Source organism: Mesorhizobium sp. YR577 (assembly GCF_900116595.1).
Classification (GTDB): Bacteria; Pseudomonadota; Alphaproteobacteria; order Rhizobiales; family Rhizobiaceae; genus Mesorhizobium_M.
In genome coordinates this window covers 102116-121736 of sequence record NZ_FPBI01000016.1, presented here as the reverse complement: position 1 = coordinate 121736, position 19621 = coordinate 102116, and the positions used below count along the sequence as shown (strand labels likewise).

19 protein-coding genes and 3 pseudogenes are annotated in these 19621 nt (G+C 58.9%); 8 read left to right on the top strand and 14 right to left on the bottom strand.

What is annotated here, in order from left to right:
* Window positions 1-28: 28 nt before the first annotated feature.
* From BM413_RS22450 to BM413_RS22440, 3 genes are read right to left on the bottom strand one after another with little or no spacing between them, the layout of a single operon-like run.
* A complete protein-coding gene (locus BM413_RS22450; protein WP_210188952.1) occupies window positions 29-814 on the bottom strand; it encodes an SDR family NAD(P)-dependent oxidoreductase in 786 nt (261 codons plus the stop codon).
* A gap of 19 nt (window positions 815-833) precedes the next feature.
* Window positions 834-1616, bottom strand: coding sequence for an SDR family oxidoreductase (locus tag BM413_RS22445; RefSeq protein ID WP_091917082.1), 783 nt, complete (start codon window positions 1614-1616; stop codon window positions 834-836).
* Between the two features lie 15 nt (window positions 1617-1631).
* Window positions 1632-2447 carry an N-acyl homoserine lactonase family protein gene (locus tag BM413_RS22440; RefSeq protein WP_244537966.1) on the bottom strand — a complete coding sequence of 272 codons (816 nt, stop codon included), beginning with the start codon at window positions 2445-2447 and terminating at the stop codon, window positions 1632-1634.
* A 182-nt stretch (window positions 2448-2629) separates the two neighbouring features.
* Between BM413_RS22440 and BM413_RS22435 the strand changes: the two genes are divergently transcribed.
* The 5 genes and pseudogenes from BM413_RS22435 to BM413_RS22415 all read left to right on the top strand — a co-directional run bounded on the left by BM413_RS22435 (window position 2630) and on the right by BM413_RS22415 (window position 5536).
* Window positions 2630-3043 carry a carboxymuconolactone decarboxylase family protein gene (locus tag BM413_RS22435; protein ID WP_091917078.1) on the top strand — a complete coding sequence of 138 codons (414 nt, stop codon included), beginning with the start codon at window positions 2630-2632 and terminating at the stop codon, window positions 3041-3043.
* 27 nt (window positions 3044-3070) lie between these two features.
* The gene (gene yihU, locus BM413_RS22430) at window positions 3071-4015 is read left to right on the top strand and encodes a sulfolactaldehyde 3-reductase (RefSeq protein ID WP_091917076.1); all 945 of its coding nucleotides are present in this window, start codon (window positions 3071-3073) and stop codon (window positions 4013-4015) included.
* A gap of 124 nt (window positions 4016-4139) precedes the next feature.
* Window positions 4140-4259 (top strand): annotated as a pseudogene (locus BM413_RS32680) (transposase); the annotation flags it as partial.
* A gap of 402 nt (window positions 4260-4661) precedes the next feature.
* Window positions 4662-5030, top strand: a complete 369-nt coding sequence (locus BM413_RS22420; RefSeq protein ID WP_091917072.1) for an IS110 family transposase — start codon at window positions 4662-4664, stop codon at window positions 5028-5030.
* Between the two features lie 173 nt (window positions 5031-5203).
* Window positions 5204-5536 carry a hypothetical protein gene (locus tag BM413_RS22415; RefSeq protein ID WP_091917070.1) on the top strand — a complete coding sequence of 111 codons (333 nt, stop codon included), beginning with the start codon at window positions 5204-5206 and terminating at the stop codon, window positions 5534-5536.
* 521 nt (window positions 5537-6057) lie between these two features.
* Here BM413_RS22415 and BM413_RS22405 read toward each other — a convergent pair.
* From BM413_RS22405 to BM413_RS22370, 8 genes are all read right to left on the bottom strand, one after another.
* Window positions 6058-6945: an SMP-30/gluconolactonase/LRE family protein gene (locus BM413_RS22405; protein ID WP_139238639.1), complete on the bottom strand. Its 888-nt coding sequence runs from the start codon at window positions 6943-6945 to the stop codon at window positions 6058-6060.
* Window positions 6911-7648, bottom strand: a complete 738-nt coding sequence (locus BM413_RS22400; RefSeq protein WP_091917064.1) for an ABC transporter ATP-binding protein — start codon at window positions 7646-7648, stop codon at window positions 6911-6913. Before BM413_RS22400 ends, BM413_RS22405 begins: the two co-directional genes overlap by 35 nt.
* A 3-nt stretch (window positions 7649-7651) precedes the next feature.
* The gene (locus BM413_RS22395; RefSeq protein ID WP_091917062.1) at window positions 7652-8398 is read right to left on the bottom strand and encodes an ABC transporter ATP-binding protein; all 747 of its coding nucleotides are present in this window, start codon (window positions 8396-8398) and stop codon (window positions 7652-7654) included.
* Window positions 8395-9375, bottom strand: coding sequence for a branched-chain amino acid ABC transporter permease (locus BM413_RS22390; protein WP_091917060.1), 981 nt, complete (start codon window positions 9373-9375; stop codon window positions 8395-8397). Before BM413_RS22390 ends, BM413_RS22395 begins: the two co-directional genes overlap by 4 nt.
* Window positions 9375-10253, bottom strand: a complete 879-nt coding sequence (locus BM413_RS22385; protein WP_091917058.1) for a branched-chain amino acid ABC transporter permease — start codon at window positions 10251-10253, stop codon at window positions 9375-9377. The genes BM413_RS22390 and BM413_RS22385 overlap by 1 nt, the downstream gene beginning before the upstream one ends.
* Window positions 10254-10314: 61 nt before the next feature.
* Window positions 10315-11451, bottom strand: coding sequence for an ABC transporter substrate-binding protein (locus tag BM413_RS22380; RefSeq protein WP_091917054.1), 1137 nt, complete (start codon window positions 11449-11451; stop codon window positions 10315-10317).
* A 73-nt stretch (window positions 11452-11524) separates the two neighbouring features.
* Entirely contained in the window at window positions 11525-12556 is a 1032-nt protein-coding gene (locus tag BM413_RS22375) for a shikimate dehydrogenase family protein (protein WP_244537965.1), read from the bottom strand.
* Between the two features lie 47 nt (window positions 12557-12603).
* Complete coding sequence (locus BM413_RS22370; protein WP_091917050.1) at window positions 12604-13542, bottom strand: LysR family transcriptional regulator; 939 nt, start codon at window positions 13540-13542, stop codon at window positions 12604-12606.
* 330 nt (window positions 13543-13872) lie between these two features.
* On the opposite strand from BM413_RS22370, the pseudogene BM413_RS22365 reads away from it, so the two are divergent.
* Both BM413_RS22365 and BM413_RS22360 read left to right on the top strand, forming a co-directional pair.
* Window positions 13873-14103 (top strand): annotated as a pseudogene (locus tag BM413_RS22365) (carboxymuconolactone decarboxylase family protein); the annotation flags it as partial.
* 201 nt (window positions 14104-14304) lie between these two features.
* Window positions 14305-14904, top strand: coding sequence for an alpha/beta hydrolase (locus tag BM413_RS22360; RefSeq protein ID WP_244537964.1), 600 nt, complete (start codon window positions 14305-14307; stop codon window positions 14902-14904).
* Window positions 14905-15613: 709 nt separating this feature from the next.
* Here the strand turns inward: BM413_RS22360 and BM413_RS22355 are convergent.
* From BM413_RS22355 to BM413_RS22345, 3 genes are all read right to left on the bottom strand, one after another.
* On the bottom strand, window positions 15614-16147 hold the full coding sequence (locus BM413_RS22355; RefSeq protein WP_091917046.1) for a GNAT family N-acetyltransferase: 534 nt from the start codon (window positions 16145-16147) through the stop codon (window positions 15614-15616).
* Between the two features lie 37 nt (window positions 16148-16184).
* Window positions 16185-17468, bottom strand: coding sequence for an 8-amino-7-oxononanoate synthase family protein (locus BM413_RS22350; protein ID WP_091917044.1), 1284 nt, complete (start codon window positions 17466-17468; stop codon window positions 16185-16187).
* 251 nt (window positions 17469-17719) lie between these two features.
* Window positions 17720-18430: a response regulator transcription factor gene (locus BM413_RS22345; protein WP_091917042.1), complete on the bottom strand. Its 711-nt coding sequence runs from the start codon at window positions 18428-18430 to the stop codon at window positions 17720-17722.
* A 296-nt stretch (window positions 18431-18726) separates the two neighbouring features.
* On the opposite strand from BM413_RS22345, the pseudogene BM413_RS22340 reads away from it, so the two are divergent.
* Window positions 18727-19470, top strand: a pseudogene (locus BM413_RS22340) (nucleotidyltransferase domain-containing protein); the annotation flags it as partial.
* Window positions 19471-19621 lie beyond the last annotated feature (151 nt).

The following is a 19621-nucleotide window of genomic DNA, read 5'->3' as shown; positions in this document are numbered from 1 at the left end:
GACAGGCCCCGATGGCCCCCTGTCTACCTCAGGCTGCCTGTAAAGGCTGGTCCCCGGCCATGACGCCGCCGTCTATGACGAAGCTTCCACCGGTCACCATCGCGGATTCGTCCGAACACAGATAGATGGCCATTGACGCCACTTCCGCCGGCTGGATCATGCGTCCGATCGGCTGGTAGCGCGACAGCGCCTCGAGCCGCTGTTCTTCCTCGCCCGGGTAGTACTTCGTCAGATAATTCTCGATGAAAGGCGTGTGCACGCGCGCTGGGCATATGCAGTTTGCCCGGATGCCCTGCCCCACATAATCGACTGCAATCGACCGCGTCATCATGGCGATCGCGGCCTTCGAGGCGCTGTAGGCAAATCGCTCGTGCATGGCGCGGACCGAGGCCAGCGAGGCCATGTTCAGCACCGTGCCCCCTCCCCGCGCGATTATGCCCGGCAGGAAGCCTTTCGTGACGTTGAAAAGTCCCTCGACATTGACCCCGAACACCAGCCGCAAATCCTCGACCGTCGCATCCAGAAGCTTGCCGATAGTGATGGCTGCGGCATTGTTGACCAGCACGTTGACGAAAACACCCTCCGCCGCGAGCTCGGCCTCGAGCGCAGCAATGCCATCGGGATTCGTGACATCGAGACGACACGACAGAACTCGCTCGCTGCCGGCCAGCGGCGCACAGCGCTCGCGCAGAAGTTCCGCATCAAGGTCGGTGGCTATGACAGTCGCACCTTCCGTCAAAAAAGCCTCGACCATGGCCAGTCCGATGCCGCCGCACGCGCCCGTGATCAGGCAGGTCTTGTTCTTCAGTCTCATCATCTTCCTCCAGAAATAATCAGATGGCCGACCAGCCGCCATCGATCGGGATGTTTGCGCCCGTGATATCGGCAGCTTGCGAGCCGCACAGAAACGCCACCAGGGCGCCGACCGCCTCGATCGAGACAAAGCGTCCGGTGGGGTTGCGCCCATCAAGATAGGCCGTCTCGGCCTTCTTCATGGTGATGCCGGAAGCTTCCGCCTGACCGGCAATCCGCGTCAGGATAGCTTCGGTCGGCACGGTGCCTGGGCTGACTGCGTTGCAGGTTATGCCCGTGCGCGCCAGTTCGATGGCCAATGCACGCGTCATGCCAAGAAGTGCCGTCTTGGTCGTCACGTAGTCGATGCGGTTTTCCGCACCCCGCACGCCGTAGATCGAGGACATGTTGACGATACGTCCCCAGCCGGACGCCTTCATGGCCGGAACGCAAAGGCGTGCCAGATGAAAGGTCGATGACAGATTGACCGCCAGCGAAGCGTCCCATTCAACGCCCGTGAAATCTTCGACGGGTTTGAAATGGCGCAGGACCGCGTTGTTGACGATGATATCCGCCCGCCCGAACCTGTCGGCAACGGCAGTGACCAGGCCCTCGATCGCCTCGACCAAGGTGAGGTCGGCGCCCGAGAACATCGTCGTAACCTCATATTCGCGGGCAACCCTGGATGCTGCCGCCTGTCCTGTCTTCGTATCGCACAGACCGTGGATAACCACATTGGCTCCCGCCGCGGCGAGCGCTTCGGCCACGCCAAGTCCAAGCCCGGCAAACGAGCCGGTCACCAGTGCCGTCTTGCCCTTCAACATGAGGTATTCCTTCGTTCAGCTTTCGCGTGGGGGGACGTCGAGGCGCACGGCTATCCCTTCCAGAGCCGGTGAGAGCGCGGGATAAAGCCGCATCACCATGGGATCGTGGCCCGGGATGACATGATCGTCCGAATCGGCAAGGCGGCGGATCGTGCGATAGCCATCGAGCAATTCGCCAACATGGTAGACCGCTGGAAAAGCCAGATTGCTGCGGTAATTTGCATAGAGATGCGTGGCGTCCGATGCGATCACGACCCATCCACGGCGGGTCCAGACACGTACCACCTGCAATCCGCCGGAATGGCCTCCGGTGCGGTGCAGGGTCAGCCCGTCCGCCAGTTCCGTCGTCTCGTCGTGAAAGGCGATGCGGCCGGCAAAGTTGAGCCTGACGAAGCTGACGATATCCTCGACGTCGAAGGGATGCCGCAGGAACGAATGGCACATGCAGGGGCCTGTGGAATAAGCGGCCTCCTTGGCCTGCACATGAAAACAGGCCTTTCGAAAATGGCCGAGCGTGCCGGCATGGTCGTAGTGGAGATGCGTCAGGATAACCTGATCGACATCCGCTGCTGCAATGCACAAACGGCCTAGCGCCTCGGCGGGCAGGCAGTCCAGTTCCCTGCCCCGTTGCTTCGCGGCGTCCGGACCAAATCCCGTATCGATGACGAACAATTTGTCCGATCGGCGCGCGACCCAAACATAATAAAACAGGTCGGAGCCCGCCTCGTGCAGGTCGCCGCCGATGAAATTGTCGTTGGCCTTTCGTCCGCCATGCCGGGCATATTTCAGCGCGAACAGCTCGAATGGCTCGGGGCCGGTCATATCTGGCATCGTCTTTTCTCCACCTCAGCCGGCCCGTTTATGCGCCGAGCCAACACCCTCGCTTAAACATCAACTGTCAAGAAAATTCAACATACGATACTACCATAATACAAACTTGACGCTGGTTCATCGAATTGTATGATCGCCCGCAGATTTGGAAAGCCCGGCAGCGGGCAAAGGAGCAGACCTAGATGAGCAGACGTCCCGAATTTCAAGGTGAAAAGTTCGAGAAGGGGCTGGCTATCCGGCGTGAGGTTCTTGGTGCTGCCTATGTCGACCGGTCGGTCGATGCGGCGACGGACGTCACCGCTCCGCTTCAGAAACTGGTCACCGAATGGTGCTGGGGTGAAGTCTGGGGCCGGCCAGGCCTGGATCGACGCACGCGCAGCTTCCTCAATCTCGCAATGCTGACGGCACTGAATCGCCCGCACGAGATCAAGCTCCATGTGCGCGGCGCATTGAACAACGGCGTTACCCGCGAGGAGATCGGCGAAGTGGTGCTTCAGGCCGCGATCTACTGCGGCGTACCAGCTGCGCTCGATTCGCTTCGCGTCATCGGCGAAGTCTATGCGCAGATCGATGCGGAAGCGAACGCCAGCGCCTGATTGAGCGGCTTGGGAGGAGTTAGAACTATGTCAGAAAATATCGGCTTCGTCGGCCTCGGCACCATGGGGTTGCCAATGGCTTCAAACCTCGCGCGTGCAGGGTTTGCGGTGAAAGGCTTCGACCTGTCGGCTTCGGCGACGGAGGCGCTCGTCGAGGCCGGCGGTACGAGCGCAGCATCCGCTGCCGAGGCGGCACGTGATGCGGGTTTCGTCATCACCATGCTGCCGACCGCCAAGCATATCGAGGCAGCACTTTTCAATGCTGGCGGGATCGTTGAAACGATCGCGGCAGGTTCGATCTTCATCAATATGTCGACGATCCTGCCGGAGGAAACCGACCGGATCGCAAGCGCCTTGGGCGAACGCAACATCGCCATGATCGATGCGCCGGTGGGGCGTTCGGCCATCGAGGCGGCACGCGGCGCCCTGCTCATCCTCGCGAGCGGCGCTCCTGAGGCGATGAAGCGTGCCCAATCGGTCTTCGACGTTATGGGCAACCAGACCATCGACTGCGGTGCATTGGGCAACGGCTCGCGCGTCAAGGTCATCAACAACTTCATGGGCGTGTCGTTGAACGCGCTCACCGCCGAGGCTCTTACCCTCGCCGAGGCATCCGGGCTCGATATCCGGCTGGCGCTGGAGGTTATGCGCGGGACGATAGCAGGCATCGGCCACATGCGCGTGACCTACCCGAACAAGGTGCTCAAGGGCGACCTGATCGCCGGCTTCCCAGTGGATCTGGCGCACAAGGACCTGGGGCTTGCGCTGCAGCTTGCCGCACAGGTCAATGTGCCGATCTATATGGGCAGCGCTGCGGCGCAGACCTATTCGATCGTGCGCGCCAGCGGTCGCGGCAGGCAGGACTATACGGCTGTCTACCCCGTACTGCGGGAACTGGCCGGGCTGCCGCAGGAGATACCCTACGACGCTTCGGGCGACGTGGAGTATAATCCGTTTGCGTCGGATAGATGAGCCTCTGCGGGGGTGCTTACCAACATCCAATGGTCTCACCATCTAGTGGAGGCCGTCGGCATGACCGCGCCAGCGCGAACCGGCTTATCCATCGACGCTTGACGAGGTGGCGGCACGTCGAAACGTGTGCCGGCATTTCATGACGATCCCCGGCGGTGGTCTAGTGACAGCGCTCTCCTTCATGACGGCGATCGACAATCCCTTGCGCTTCCGCCGCTTGCGCCACGTTGCGGTCTACTTCGGCCGGCGACGCCGATGTCCGGCGCGCGCTCTACAACAGAACAACGGCGTCGAAACGCAGCACGATCACAAAACGGCGGACCGCGCCCGATTGCCTGTGACGATGCCCCGTCAGTCCGATGGTAAATTGCACCGCGACGGTTCGGGCGCTGCAATATGCAGCCAAAACACCCCGTCGCAGCGTGCGGAAGAGTGCACGGCGCATCGGAAATCCAGGCCCGTGAGCACAAGTGCGTCAGAGAGAGAACAGCTTCGTATCTCAGGCGAAAGCAGAAACGACGATGGATGCAAAGTCCGCCGATAAAAGTGACCACGTAATTGAGCTCAACACCCAGACGCTCCCTCGACGGCAGAACTCGCGCAGGATGGTGATCCCCGATCACCCCGCCGAAGATGAAGACTTCCGATGAAACTTGATGCCACCACCACCACCACGGCGATCTGCATCGTCAACCGCCGCGCCGGCACGATCGTGGTGGAGACGGGCGTGCCGACCGATCCCGATGCGACCTTCGGCGTACTCGAGCCCTATGCGTCGACACTGCATCTGGTCGGGCACGAAGCGACCGGATGGTCGGCCTGGCTGCATCGCGAACTGGAAGCCCGCGGCATGCCGATGGTGCTGCTGGAGACGCATCATTCGGCCCGCATGCTGGAGGCGCAGCTCAACAAGACGGACCGCAATGACGCGCGTGGCCTGGCGCAGCTCGTGCGCTCGGGCTGGTTCAAACCGGTGCACGCCAAGAGCGATGCAGCCAACCGGACGAAGCTGTAGCTGGCGCATCGGCGCGAGCTCAGACGCAAGCTGATGGATATCGAGACCGAGGTCCGTCACGCACTCAAGATGTTCGGGCTGATGGCCGGTCAGCGCGTCCAGCGCAGCTCGTTTATCACCCGCATCCGCGAATTGGCTATCTGAGATGCGCTGCTCGAGGTGGCGACCGAAGCATGCTGGCAGGTGCTCTGAGTATCGCTAGCTGCACAGGGTTCTGGTCCAGCTTCGTTGGCCGGAAGGATGCCGGGGCATTCGTGGTCACCCCGCATCCCGAATGGTACGGGCTGACGGTGGCGGACGCCGCGACGATCCCCGGCGCGCATGCCGTCGAGGTCTACAATCACACGAGCCAGGTGCGTCAGGCGCGCGGCGGCGGCGCTTACTATCTCGACGACCTATTGAAGAGCAGCCGGCGCATCAATGCCCTGGCAGCCGACGACGCCCACTGGGTGGTCGAGGGTGGTGAGAGCCGCGACGCCTTCGGGCTGGGTGATGGTGAAAGCTGAAGAACCGGAAGCTCTCGTGACGTCGCTCAAGAAGAAGTTTGCCGGCGACTGGTGCCGCATCATGGTGATGGCAGTCGACGGAAGCTCGCCTGGTCGAACCCGATCTATCCGCGATGATGACCCGCATATCGTCGCAAAGCTGGGTCCTGGCCTCGACCAGAGTTCTGCGGTCAGCCTTTCGTTGACGGGAATTCCTCGAGCCAGCGCACGAGATGATAGAACGCAAAAGGCCGCCCCGATGGTTAGATCGGGACGGCGATTGATTTATGAAGAAAGTGGTTGCCGGGGCGCGCAACCACCGAGAACGACAATTGCTTCGAGTCGCAATGTGATATGGCAAGCGTCATACAGATGGAGGTTTCTATTAGGGTGGCCCCTAAGCCCCGATGCAGAGACCCCGCGCCGGAAGCAACCGGAAGTGCTCATTGGCCGCATCGATAAACAAGAAAAGGCGGTTGAGCCCCGCGTGGCGTCGGCGGACCACAGCATGATGATGAACGACTGGTCCTGATCTCGCCTCGTCAGAAGCCTACGCGAAATTCCGCTTTTCCCAGGAAGCCCACATCCAGCATCAGCACCCGTCCGGCCAGAGGCTCCCGTTCCAGTTCTTCGGAAGATAGAGGCTCAAAGGCGGAGGTCACATACAGCGTGCGAAAATCCGAACCGCCGAAACAGCAACAGGTTGGATATGTCGCCGGTAGGTCGATCGTCATAGATATCTCGCCCGAAGGAGCATAGCGGACCACACGGCCACCGGCATATTCGGCGTTCCAGAGATAGCCCTCGGCATCGATGCAACTGCCGTCCGGCCTTGCGGGTGCGGTCGTTGTGGCGAAGGTTCTTTGCCTTCCGCCACCTGTTTCAAAGCCATCTCGCACCCAGATCGTATAGGCTCTCGTGTCCGCGTAATACATGCGGCCGCGTTCGGGGTCGAAGGCAAGTGAATTGGGAATGGCGAGGTGCTCGGCCTCGACGCTGACCGAAAGGTCAGGCGCTACGCGATACAGTGATCCGACCGGAGCGTAGGTAGCTTCCTCCAGCGTGCCGACCCAGAAGTTTCCCATATGGTCCGCTCGCCCGTCGTTCTTGCGGTGTCCGGCCCTTCCCGGCTCGGGATCGACGAGGAAGCCCTGCGCGCCGGTTTCAGGATCGTAGGAGAAGAGCCCGTTGTCGCAGGCCAGGATGAGGCCGCCCGCTTGGCGCAGGGCGATCGAGCCGAGACGCCGCGCCTCGACCGGATGCTGCTTGCAGTTGCCGGTCGCCGGATCGTGGCTCCAGAGCGCTCCTTCGAGCACGTCGGCCCACCACAGGCGGCCGGTCCGCTCGCACCAGATCGGGCATTCGCCGAGGCGGTTTGCCCCGGCGGCCAGAGCCTCAATCTGCATGAGCGGGCGCGACGTCGGCGACATGGCCTCCAAGGAAGAGCTGACCGACGCGCGGGTCGGCCAGCAATTTCCTCGCCTCGTCGTGCATCCGCGTCTGCCCGAGTTCCAGCACGAGGCCGTAATCGGACATTGCAAGCGCGGTCTTTGCGTTCTGCTCGACCATCAGAATCGTCACCCCCTGGTCCCGTAGCATGATCAGGGTCTGGAACACTTCCTGAACCAGGTTCGGCGACAGGCCGATCGACGGCTCGTCGATCAGGATCAGTTTCGGGTCCAGGAGAAGCGACCGCGCCACCTCCAGCTGCTTCTGCTGCCCACCTGAAAGTTCTATCGCCTTTCGGTTGCGAAACTGGCGCAGCATCGGGAACTGGTCCATCACCGTTTCGATGCGCTCGCTGATCTTCGCCTGATCCGGAGCCGTTATCCCGCCCAGTTCCAGGTTGTGATAGACGGAAAGCTGCGGCACCACGTTGCGTCCCTGCGGCACGTATGTGACCCCATGGCCGATCATCTGTCGGGGGGTCTGCCGGGTCACGTCCTTGCCGTCGAGAAGAACCTGGCCGGACTGAATGTTCAAAAGACCGAAGACCGCCTTGAAAACAGTAGATTTGCCGGCGCCGTTGGGGCCGATCACCGTCGTGATGGAGGCTTTCGGGATGGTGAAGGACACTCCGTTCAGGATCGTGACCTTGCCATAGCCACCATAGACATTTTTCAGCTCAAGCATCGGTCATCCTCCCAGATACGCATCGATCACAGTCTGGTTCGACCTGATCTCGTCAGGCGTCCCTTCTGCAATGACCCTGCCTTCTGCCAGGACGATGATCCGTGTGCAGAGGCTCATCACGAACTCCATATTGTGCTCGATGACGACGAAGGTCGTACCATGCTCGGCATTGTAGGCGACGAGGCGTTCCTTGAGGTTGGCCAGCATCGTCAGGTTCACGCCCCCGGCTGGCTCGTCGAGCAGCACGAGGCGTGGACCTGCCATGAACGCCATTGCAGCGTCGACCAGCTTCTGCTGACCGTAGGACAGGGACCCCGCGAGCGTGTCGCGAAGATGACTGAGGCGGAAGAAGGCGATCAGCTTCTCGGCTTCTCCCGTCAGCCCCGCATCCGGTTTTCCGAAGAGCCGAGACAGCATGGTGCCCTGGTGCTCCTGTCCGGCCAGGATGATGTTGTCGAGGACAGTCATTTGCGGGAATACCGACAATTGCTGGAAGGTGCGTCCAACGCCAAGCTTGTTGAGTTCGGAAGCGCGCTTGCCCGAAATCTTCTGGCCATTCACCTCGACCTCGCCTGCATCCGGCGTCAATTGCCCCAGAATGCAGTTGAAGAGCGTGGACTTTCCCGATCCGTTCGGACCGATCAGACCCAGGATCTCGCCGTCATGGACGTCGAAGGATACGCCGCCCACAGCTTTGATGCCGCCGAAGCTCTTTTCTATGTTGCGGATGGAAAGAACTGGTTCGGTCATTTCAGCCGCGCTCCTTCGCTCATGTCAGCCCGGACCTGTTGTCGAGGCCAGAACCGGTCTCGAAGCCGTCCACCGACCCCAATGAGGCCCGCCGGCACGAATATGAGCATCACGATGACGAGTGCCGAATAGATGATGAGGTAATAGCCTTCGGTGAAGCGCAAAAACTCGGGCAGCAGAATGACCACACCCGCACCCAGGAACGGGCCGAAGAAGAAGCCGGAGCCGCCGACGACAACCATCAGCAGGATACGCAATGAATGGGCGAGGCCAAAAGAACCAGGTTCGATGAATTGGACAAGTGGTGTGACGAGAGCGCCGGCAAGTCCGCCGTAAGTCGAGCCGATCGCGAAGGCGAGCAGCGTAATGCGCCTAGTGTCGACGCCAAGGCTTTCGGCGCGGATCGGATTTTCGCGCAACGCCTTGAAAGCTCGTCCCCATGGCGATCGGACGATACCCCACATAGCCAGCGCGGAAAGCACAGTCACGCCGAGCGTGAAATAATAGAAATGCAGCTGCTTCATCGTGGCGAAGAGACCGAAATCCGGCCGAGGCATGCCGACCAGCCCATAGGTGCCGCCGGTGAGCCAGCCCTCGTTTCGAAGCACGAGAAAGACGAGGGTGTTGAACGCCAGCGTGATGAAGGCAAGGAAATGCCCCTTGACGCGCAACGCCGGATAGCCAAGCACCAGCCCAACCACGAAGCACAGGATCAGGCCCAGCGGCATGGCCACGATCCAGTGCCAGCCGGCCAGCGTCAGCAGCGCCGTCGTATACGCGCCGATGGCCATGAACGATGCCTGCGCAAGCGAAATCTGCCCTGCATAGCCGAGTGTCAGGTTCAGCCCGATCGCCGCGATCGAAAATATGAGCCACGAGGTGAGAACGTAGATGATGTAGTTGCCTTGTCCGATCGGCGCGAGGATCGCGAGCACGATAAGGCCAAGAACCAGGAGGAGACGCAGCGAAGTTCGCATCAGACCGACCTCCCCTCGGAGGTTCCCAGGAGACCCTGCGGGCGAACAAGGATGATGACGATGAGGAGCACCAGCGGCAGCGCCGCGCGGTATTCCGCGGTAACGTAAGTAGCGGTCAGATTGTCGAGGACGCCGATCAGCAGCCCTCCGACAAGTGCGCCGCGAATCTGATTGAACCCGCCGACGATCGCAGCGATGAACGCGATAAGGCCAAGCGTTTCGCCATTGGAGAACTTGGCGAGGTAGACGGGGGTGATGAGGTAGGCAGCCAACGTCGCGAGGGCTGCGTTTATGAGGAACGTGTAGAGGATCATTCTCTTCACATTGACGCCCAGTATTTCCGCCACTGCCGGGTTCTGCGCCGTGGCCTGCATGCAGCGGCCGGTGCGCGTCCGGTTCAGGAAAAGCGTCAGGACGACGACGATGCCGAGCGAGATCACCAAGTTCAGAAGGTCCTGCATCGACACGACGGCGCCGAAAAAGTTGATCGGGTCGTGCGGGAACAGCGCCGGAAATGGCTGCGCTTCCGCCCCGTAGAACTCCTTCACGCTCTCTTTCAGGAGAATGCCCAGCACCATTGTCGCAATGATCAGCGTTATCCCGCCATGGGGCAGGATGGGCTCCACGATCAGCTTCTTGAACAGCACGCCGAGGATCAGGATCGACATCGCGAGCCCGAACAGAAGCGCGCCCCACAAGGGCATGTGCAGGTAGTTGAGGCCGACCAGGACGAGAAACGCCGGCACCACGACGAACTCGCCCTGGGCGAAGTTTACCGTCTGAGCAGCCTGCCAGACCAGCGTAAAGCCGATCGCGACAAGCGCGTAGATGGAGCCGGTCGCAAGACCGGACAGCAGGACCTGTAGGAACTGGGACATTGAGCGTCTTTCGCTTATAGCCGCGACGGCGAGTTTCCCGCCGCGGTAGATCTAATCAGGATCAGTTGGCTGGAACGGTTCCAATAACGGTCGGAGCGCCGTTCTTGACCTGGACCATGAAGCTCGGACGGGACATTTCGCCCCGGTCGTCCCAGCAGGTGTCGAGCAGGATCTTCGGATGATCCGCCACCTTCAGGCATAGGCCGTGCATCTTCTCGGCGAACGCTTCGCCGTCGAATTTTCCGACCAGTTCGGTGACGTATTTTGTCGTCCAGGCACCGATATAGCCCTTGATTGCATCATGCGTCGGCTTGCGCTTGAAGGCTGCTTCAAACTTTTCGGCAAAGGCCGAGATACCCTTGATCTCCGTCGCCGTGGCAGTTACACCGACATGGGCGATGGCGCCCTCAGCCGCACCGCCGGCCAGTTCGATGACCTTGGCCTCCGTCAGGGTGACTTCGCCGACGAGCGGCATCGAAAGACCCTGCTTCCTGGCCTCGATCAGGAAACGAGCCGACTCTTCCTGGTTCATGTAGACGAACACTGCATCCGGGTTCGCTTCCTTGAGCTTGGACACGTCCGCTGCATAATCGGTCTGCGCCTGCTCGGAAGGAATGTCGGCAGCCACTGCTATGCCGGCCTTCTCCATTTCGGCAATGAAGACGTCGTGGCCGCCCTTTCCAAACTCGTTGTTGACCCAGGCGACGCCGACCTTCTTGGCCTTGAGCGTATCCGTGAAATATGGAGTCAGGGCCGGAACGCCCTTTTGAGCGCCCGAGGATGTCCGGTAGACAAAGGGGTTGCCTTTTTCGACGATGCCCGGAGCTTCCGATCCGACGAACTGGGGGATGCTGTTCTGCTGTGCGACCAGCATGTTGACCATGGTCGAACCGGAATAGATGGTTCCCAGGATCGCATAGGCGCCCTCGTCGATCGCCTTCTGCACAAGTGCGCGCGACACCTGGGGGTCCGTCTGCGTGTCGTATTCGGACACCTCGACCTTCTTGCCGAGGATGCCGCCATCGGCATTGATTTCCTCTATGGCGATCTTGATGCCGTCGCGCCAGTTCGTTCCCGAAGGCGCGCCGGGGCCGGAGAGTTCAGCAACCATGCCAATCTTCACCGTCTCCTGCGCATAGGCCGCACCTAGTGTGGCCAGCAGTGCGGTAGTCACTGCAAGGATTGATTTGCGATACATTTTGGGTCCTCCCACAATCTGCCCCAAGGTCTAACGGCGCCGTCTCCCAAAAACGCCCCCCAGTGCCCTAAATTCATTCTGGAGACGAAACTCCTATTGTTACATGTGTCGCGGCGTGATCGGCCGCCGACTGCAGCAGAAAGTCGACAAGTGTCTCGGCCTGCGCGTCGAACATTCCTGTCCCGGTCATGGTCCCGCAGCCGCGCAGCCGCGCCTCTGCGATCAATGGCGGCACTTCCGGTTTGGTGACGACACAGGCTACGAATTGACCAGCACCAAGGCGCGAGACATCCACAGGAAGGGGATCGCCCGGTCGCATGCCCATGGGTGTCGCATTGGCGACGAAATCGAAACCGGTGGGATCGTCGCTGCCGCTCCGGACTTTGCCGGGAAAGCGTGCGTCCAGGCGCACGACAATATCGTCACGTCGCGCGACGTCGATGTCATGGATGGCTAGTTCCGATGCGCCGCGTTCCAGAATCTCGAACGCAATCGCCGATCCCGCGCCACCGCAGCCTATCAAAAGCGCGCTCTTTCCGACGATGTCGAAACCCTCTCTCGCAATTCCGTCGAGAAAGCCCATACCGTCCGTATTGTCGCCACACCAGCCATTTTCGATCTTGCGGATGACATTTGCCGAGCCGGCGAAGCGCGCACGTTCCGTAGCGCTCGCGCAATACCCTAGTGCGGCGAATTTGTGCGGCACCGTAACGAGGATTCCATCGACGTTATGCACCTTGGTCAATGCTTCCACCAGGTGTCCGAGGTCCGCAGCGCCCACATGCATGGGCACTACGATCGCATTCTCGCCATGCGCTGCCAGGATTCGCGTGATCGCACTTGGCGATTTCACCTGTTCAATCGGGTCGCCAACCACCGGAAACAATCTCGTTTCGCCGGACGGCAGGAAATCCCGCACGTCTCTTTTCGCATCAACACCAAAGCGGTTTCCAGGACGTTTCATCGAGATTCTTGTTTTTGCCTCAACTTCAGGCATGCCAATATTCTTCGCCGGAGAAAGACGGCGACCAACGCGGTTCAGAAAATTAGAGGGAGGCACCTCCAGCCGTCGTCGCTTCTCCCGGAAACGGATACTAGCGTCCAACGAACCTTATTTCTCATACCAATTTTGCTCGCATTCGTAACATGATGTTATCTTCCCGGAATGCGTTTTCGCGTATCGGGAAAGCTCGCTTCAGGTGAACTGATGCTCGTCATTTCCCGTCGCAGTATTGCGAGGAACTGTTCGGCATATGCGGACAGGGGCACGTCTTTGCGATAGGCGGCATAGGTATGAAATGCGCTTTCGCCTTCGATCTCCAGGCTCTTCAGGCCCCGAACGGTTCCGTGGGCGACCGTAAACTCGTCGATAATTGCTATGCCTAGTCCCGCAGCGACGAGGCTGCATACGGTCGTCCCGAAACGGGCCTTGATATTCATCCGGTAGTCGATCCCGGCATTGGTAAACATCGCAGCCATGATCGCGCCATAGGGATCCTTGGGGTTTATACCGATCAGCGGATGTTCCGACATTTCGGCCGGCGTAATCTTCTGTCGCTCCGCGAGCGGGCTGCTTTCGGGCACGATGCAGAGAAGCCGGCCGCTCGCGAGCAGATCGAACTCGATCAGCGGATGATCGAAGCGAGACGAAATCGCGACCACTTCGCCACGACCGAGCAGCAGGTAGTCGATAGCCTCTTCGATCTTGAGGATGTTGATATCCAGGCCGAGATCCGGGTATCGGCGCCGCAGTCCCGCAATAGCCCTTGGCACCATGACGTTGGCGATACTTGGCACCGATGCGATGCACAGTTCCTGACTTTTGCCGCGGCCGAGATCGTCGACGGCAGATTGCAGGTCTTCTATCTTGCGATGCACGGTATCGAGCAGATCAAATATGTTTCGGGCCTGTGGCGTCGGCACGTAGCGCCCGGCGCGCCGATCGAAAAGCCTGACGCCTAGGGAATCTTCCGAGTATTTCATCAGGCGGCTGATCCCTGGTGCCGCCACATTGAGAAGCCTTGCCGCACCGGCAATGCTGCCCGTAACCATGATCGCCCGGATAACCTCTATCTGTCTAAGCGTCAGCATTATTCCCCCCCCGGTTTGCTCGCTCGGATATTCATCGCGGCGCAGTCGTTCAGTTTGTCGGTCTTGTCCAGCGCCAACTCAAGATTATCCCGTACAGCTTCACAAGGCATCCCGATCTTGCCGTCTAAACGTGCAATCCGACCTCGGCTATCATCCGGTCGGTCGCGTGGCTAACCCATGTACACGGCCAGGCGATCCGACTGAACCAATTCCAGCGACGAGGAAACCAACATTGAAGCATCGTGCCAGAGGCCTTTTCCTTGCAACAGCCGTCGTTCTCACCGGAGGTTTGTCGACCATGGTAAGCGCCCAGAACGAGCAGTCGGCTCCGACGTCTGGGAGCGCCCACAGTTGTCGAAGCGCGACCGGAGCCTTGTGACGGTGAGGGCCCTCATCGCATTCAATCGGCCCGATCAGTTGCGGTCGCATCTCCAACTCGCGCGTCAGAACGGCGTGACGCAAGAAGAACTCGTGGAGACCATCACGCACATGGCCTTCTATTCCGGATGGCCGATCGCCGTTTCCGCCGTCGCGATAGCCCAGGAAGTTTTCACGGACTGAGCCGCTCTTGCAAAGCGCAGGCCTTCCTGCAGATACGATCCCAGAGAACAGGTTTGATAATGAAGTCCCTTCTTGTCGCCGCCGCCATGCTTGCCGGCGAGATGCCGGCCCATGCCTCACGGCAGATCGTGGTGACCCCGGCTGGTTCCCGACCTTCAACGATAGGCCCGGAGAAGAATTTCACCGGTGCCGTCAGAGTAGATGACCGCTTCGAAGGCACCGATCCGGCACGGATCAGCGGCGGCACGGGACGATCGCCAAGCCGACGAAACCATGCTTCTCCGCAATATCGGATCGCTGTTGCCCTATCACAACAACATCGAGCCGACTGTCATTGTCGCCGCGCAGAACCGGATGATCGCGGACACAGACGCGGGCCGGACGGTCTTCCACGACTTCTATACGCCGCAGCAAAAGCGCGAGGATCCGACGCGGGAAAATAACGGCTTGTTTTTCTTCAGAGGCACGCCCGGAGCGCCATTCGCACTGATCGCGCCGGGTGGCGGCTTTTCCTATGTCGGCTCGTTTCATGAGGGATTTCCGCACGCCGCTGAGATCAGCAGCATGGGCCTCAATGCTTTCGTCCTGAAATACCGGGCCGGACAGGGTGGGACTGTTGCGACCCGAGACCTGGCGGCTGCACTCTCCTACATTATTCGCAACGCTGACCAGCTTGGTGTCGGCACTGCCGCTTACTCCCTGTGGGGCAGTTCGGCCGGCGCAAGGATGGCCGCATCCATCGGTTCGCACGGTACTGCAAGTTCGGGGGAGACGAGCTACCCAAGCCTGCAGCCGTGGTAATCGGCTATACCACACATTCGGATTTTGCCATTAACGAGCCGCCTACCTTCGCCGTGGCTGGTGCCGATGACGCAATAGCGCGCCCTCAAGTGATGCAACGCTGCGTTGAAGCGCTCCGGCTCAGAGGGGCTATCGTCGAGTACCGCGTTTTCGACGGCGTAGGCCATGGTTTCGGTACGGGTTCGAAAACGAGTGCCGAAGGATGGGTTGGCGAGGCAACACGCTTCTGGCTGACACACATTGAAAACTGATCGTCTGCTCTTGAGACGAACGTTTTTTTGGATCCTTCCGGTAAAAAACCGGCTCGTTGTTGCAAGTGGGGGCCGAGGTCCGTCGGGAAACTGCGCGCGGATTTTGAAAGTCCCAAAAAGACGTTCGCAGCTCAGGCGCAAGCCTTGAAGCCGCGTCCGCCATTCGTGTCTGCTTTCGGGCAACGGCACATCTGGTGCATACGGCCGACATGCGGGCGCAAAGCGGGCATTCGTTAATTGAAAGACACACATCGCCTTTCAAGGTTTTCCGTTTGGCCGCTCCGCCGTGCTGGTCCGAAAGGCGCGCCAATCTCACACCAGGGCGGCCGGCGGCACGAGACGGTAAAACGCAAATCGCCGTCCCGATGGTTAGATCGGGACGGCGATTGATTTATGCTGGAAGTGGTTGCGGGGGCTCGCAACCAACTGTTTAAAACATGGCGGCCGTTTATGGCCCTCTAGATGTCGGCGGACGCTCCATTGAACGAATGAGCCAGCTTCTCAAAGAAACGGTAGTCGACGCCTCTGTGATTCACCATTCGGCGATAGATGAAACCGAGCTTCACGAGAACGCGCTGCGATTGATTGTTGTTCGGCCGGACCACGGCGATCAGTTTTTCCAGGGCAAGCCGTGAAAAAGCATCCTGCATCACCGCCCTCGAAGCTTCCGTTGCCAGTCCGCGTCCCGAGGAACTTTCCGAAAAGCAGTACCCTAGCTCAACATCCACGCCGTCAAAATCACGGAGGCCGCAGCGTCCGGAAAAATGTAGATCTCCGTTGACTTGCTTTTCGTAAACAATGAAAAACCCAAAGTCGAAACGCCGCCATTCCTCGAGATAGAGAGCAAGGCGATCATCTGATTGCTGCCGCATCATAGCTTGGCCATCGGTTGTAAGGCGTACGACGAGCGGATCACTGTGAAGCCTGTAGAGCGTCTTGGCATCGGAAAGGCAAACCTTTCTCAGCAACAGCCGTTCGGTTTCGAGAATCATTTCAGACCTGCTTCATAGCCGTTACACAGAGCAGCCCTCATCGTTTATCAGGCGGTGAGACCATAATATCGGGCAGGATCGCCTTCAGCGTCGTGCACAGTGCCTCAATTTCTTCTATGCTGTGGCCGGCTGTCGGGCATACACGGAGCCCGGAGCGGCCTTTGGCCACCGTGGGGAAGAAAACCGCCGAGACATAACACCCATCCTTGAGGACTGCCTTGGCTGCACCGATTGTCGTTAATTCGTCGCCGATCATCAGCATGCGGATGGGCAGTGACCCTTCCAACCCAGTCGCGATCAAAGAATCAAAGAGTGCAAGCCTATCCCGCAGTCTCGTTTGCAACGCGGCCAGTTCTTTGGTTCGGTGCAGTTGCACAGAGGCAAGCGCCGCACCGACAGCTGCCAGGTTGGGGGAGGCTGAAAACGCATGAGCAATGGCAAAGCTGCGAAACAGCTCTTCCTGCTCCGGGGTGCCCAGCATGAGCATTCCGCCGGATGCTCCAAAACCTTTACCGAGGGAGGCTGCAATAATAGTTCGCTCGCCCAGAGCACCAGCTATTTTGGATCTGGCAAATCCCTCGCCGCTTTTGCCGAACAGTGAAATACCGTGTGCATCATCGACATAGAGGAAGAGGTCATAACGTTTCTGCAGGACAAGCAGCTCTTCGATCGGAGCGCTGCCGCCCATGGAATAGACACCGTCACATACATAGGCGACGTTTCCATGCTCGCGGCAAAGCGCTTCAAGGGCTGACATATCGTTGTGGGCGATCGTGATGACTTCCGTCTCCTCGGCGAGCGTGGCCTTGTGAAAGGCTAGCGTCGCATGTGCAAGTCGATCAAAAACCATCAGCGGTTTGCGCTGGTTGGTGAGGTGGCCCGATGCCAACAGGGGTAATGCTCCCATATTAGCCGCCAGAACACTGGAATAGGTGATCACCCTGGCCGAAAACAGCGCGGAAAGTGTCTCTTCCAATTCGCCGATGAGATTGAAGTTCAGGCGGGTACGTGCGCATGACCAATGCAAGGCGCCGTATTTCTGGACGGCTTCGATGGCGCCTTCAACAATACGCGGATGATTGTCGAGACCAAGATAGGAGCAGCGCACGAAATCGACGACGCGATGGCTATGTTTTCGATCCAACTCTATTTCAACGCTGCGGCCTCTACCGGGTCGCGCATAGAGCGCCATCAGGCCGTTGAGCCTGGCGCTGGCGAAATGCGGAGCCGCATGATTTATCACACCGTGGGTATTCCGATTACGCTTCGTGGGTTTGAAATTCTCACCGGCAACATGTTGGTCGACCACGTATTCCTCCATGGTTCCTGACCGGCTTGGATCGCACTGATGCCTGAAGATCGAATGGCAGCTGATGTGCTGTCTGGCGCGGACCTATTTTTGGATTGATACAGCCAGATAATCGGCGTGTCGGCGAGCGAATGCCATAAACACGGCGTGAATCTTCCAAGAATTTAAGGCCTTATCCCGATGTGCGAATTAACGATTTTGTTGCTCAGAGTTCACATTCGCTTGTGTGAGCAGTCCTTTCACAGCACAAACAAAAACTGAGATCAAATTCCCTTCGCCTCGAGAGCATAGCCCGCTGAGCGCACAGTGCGGATCATGTCCTTGCCCGTAGCTTTCTTAAGCGCATGACGCAGACGGCCGATGTGGACGTCGACCGTTCGCGGCTCAACGTTGATGTTTTCCGGCCATGCCATTTCAATGAGTTCGTCACGGGCAAATACCCTGCACGGCTCAAGGATCAACACGCACAGCAGCCTGAATTCCAGCTGGCGTAGCGGAAACTCCTTTCCGTCATATTGGACGCGATGTTTGCGCGGAAACAATTCAAGCTTGCCGACGCTGAATATGTCACTCTTTACCTCCGGAACGGAGGGGCCAGGCTCGCCCCGCGGGCGCAGGGCTGTTCGGAGATAGCGCAGCAGCTGCTCAGGATCGAACGGCCTGACGAAGCTTTGGGTGACGCCAGCCTTAAGGAGTTCCATGTGCTGGTTGCCGCCGCCACCGGGTATGCTGGCGATAACCGGAATTTCTCCGGTGCCGGCCTCATTTTTCAGGCGTCTGCATATCTCGGGCGCATCCTGAACATCCGCATGGCAATCGAGAAGGACAGCGGCACCGGGCTTCTCTTCAGCCAGGGAGATCAGGTCTTCGGCGTCCTGTGCCAATTCCACCTCGAAGCCATCGGCCTTCAAAATATGGCTGAAAACGAGATAGGACCAGGCATCCTGCGTGCACACGAAGATGAGCGGCTTCATCAAAATTCCTTTCGCTCACGGTCAAATGCCATCGGAAAAGTGTCGTGATCACAATTCTTTTTTGATGCAACAAAATGAACGGTTAGTGAAGCGTAGAGGCAATTTAATGGCTCACAATCGCGTCAACACGTAAATTTTAGTCAAAAAGTTCGACTTGCTACGCCGATTGATGCAACATATTTTGGAAAGCACAAACAACTCAAAGTGGCGCGGAAAGCCTCAGCCTTATAGATTCCGCTACTGCTATAACCTATTGATTCGACAGAGACAGAAATCGCCGGACTGCTCGAAAGATGATGAAATCCAGCCTCGACCACCTGCCGGAGCAAAAGCAGCGCGAACTGGCGCGCATAGTGCAAATCTTGCTGGAAGAGCTTGAGGACGCGCTGAAGGAGGGTTCGGCCGAATTCAAGAAAATGGGCAGGATCCTAAAAATCATCCTGTTCGGGTCCTATGCGCGGGGCGATTGGGTCGATGAACCGCATACGATGAAGGGGATACCGCTCCGACTACGACCTGCTCATTATCGTCAACAACAAGAAGCTGACGGATTTCGCTACTTACTGGTACAAGGCAACCGACCGACTATTGCATGATAGGGGCGTGAAGACGCAGGTCGGCTTCATTGTTCACTCGCGCCGCGAGATGAACACAGCGTTGCGTCAGGGCCATTACTTCTTCTCCGACATCCGCCGACAGGGCATCGTGCTCTACGAACTTGATGACGAACCCCTGGCCGAGCCCAAGCCAATGTCAGCCGCTGAAGAGTACCAAGCGGCTAAGGAGCATTTTGAGAAGCGATTTCCTAATGCCCATAAATTTCATGAAACTTTTCAGTTCTCATTGAAAAATGGCTGAACCAACCAAGCCGCCTTTTTGCTGCATCAAGCTATAGAAGCCAGCTATTCAACGGCTCTTCTAACTTTGACAAACTACAGCCCCCCTCACACAATCTCAACTTCCTTCGTACCTTGACCGAGGGTCGCGACCGACGGCTAGTTGAAGCCTGGCCACGCGACCAACAGCGCTTCAGGGCATGGCGCGTAGGATTCCCCGATCATCTATTCTTTACCACGTTCCGGCACTTTCTGCCGGCGTTGTGTATTGCGTACGCGTCTCGGCACGGTTGATGGGCAGCAAGCTGTCCGTCAATCCGCCGATATCCTTCTCACAAGACCGCAAGTTTTCGCC

Excerpts from the sequence above, each read along its gene's own strand:
- BM413_RS22450 (WP_210188952.1), bottom strand. The coding sequence starts at position 814 with ATGAGACTGAAGAACAAGACCTGCCTGATCACGGGCGCGTGCGGCGGC.
- BM413_RS22445 (WP_091917082.1), bottom strand. The coding sequence starts at position 1,616 with ATGTTGAAGGGCAAGACGGCACTGGTGACCGGCTCGTTTGCCGGGCTT.
- BM413_RS22440 (WP_244537966.1), bottom strand. The coding sequence starts at position 2,447 with ATGCCAGATATGACCGGCCCCGAGCCATTCGAGCTGTTCGCGCTGAAA.
- BM413_RS22435 (WP_091917078.1), top strand. The coding sequence starts at position 2,630 with ATGAGCAGACGTCCCGAATTTCAAGGTGAAAAGTTCGAGAAGGGGCTG.
- yihU (WP_091917076.1), top strand. The coding sequence starts at position 3,071 with ATGTCAGAAAATATCGGCTTCGTCGGCCTCGGCACCATGGGGTTGCCA.
- BM413_RS22420 (WP_091917072.1), top strand. The coding sequence starts at position 4,662 with ATGAAACTTGATGCCACCACCACCACCACGGCGATCTGCATCGTCAAC.
- BM413_RS22415 (WP_091917070.1), top strand. The coding sequence starts at position 5,204 with ATGCTGGCAGGTGCTCTGAGTATCGCTAGCTGCACAGGGTTCTGGTCC.
- BM413_RS22405 (WP_139238639.1), bottom strand. The coding sequence starts at position 6,945 with ATGTCGCCGACGTCGCGCCCGCTCATGCAGATTGAGGCTCTGGCCGCC.
- BM413_RS22400 (WP_091917064.1), bottom strand. The coding sequence starts at position 7,648 with ATGCTTGAGCTGAAAAATGTCTATGGTGGCTATGGCAAGGTCACGATC.
- BM413_RS22395 (WP_091917062.1), bottom strand. The coding sequence starts at position 8,398 with ATGACCGAACCAGTTCTTTCCATCCGCAACATAGAAAAGAGCTTCGGC.
- BM413_RS22390 (WP_091917060.1), bottom strand. The coding sequence starts at position 9,375 with ATGCGAACTTCGCTGCGTCTCCTCCTGGTTCTTGGCCTTATCGTGCTC.
- BM413_RS22385 (WP_091917058.1), bottom strand. The coding sequence starts at position 10,253 with ATGTCCCAGTTCCTACAGGTCCTGCTGTCCGGTCTTGCGACCGGCTCC.
- BM413_RS22380 (WP_091917054.1), bottom strand. The coding sequence starts at position 11,451 with ATGTATCGCAAATCAATCCTTGCAGTGACTACCGCACTGCTGGCCACA.
- BM413_RS22370 (WP_091917050.1), bottom strand. The coding sequence starts at position 13,542 with ATGCTGACGCTTAGACAGATAGAGGTTATCCGGGCGATCATGGTTACG.
- BM413_RS22360 (WP_244537964.1), top strand. The coding sequence starts at position 14,305 with ATGACCGCTTCGAAGGCACCGATCCGGCACGGATCAGCGGCGGCACGG.
- BM413_RS22355 (WP_091917046.1), bottom strand. The coding sequence starts at position 16,147 with ATGATTCTCGAAACCGAACGGCTGTTGCTGAGAAAGGTTTGCCTTTCC.
- BM413_RS22350 (WP_091917044.1), bottom strand. The coding sequence starts at position 17,468 with ATGGAGGAATACGTGGTCGACCAACATGTTGCCGGTGAGAATTTCAAA.
- BM413_RS22345 (WP_091917042.1), bottom strand. The coding sequence starts at position 18,430 with ATGAAGCCGCTCATCTTCGTGTGCACGCAGGATGCCTGGTCCTATCTC.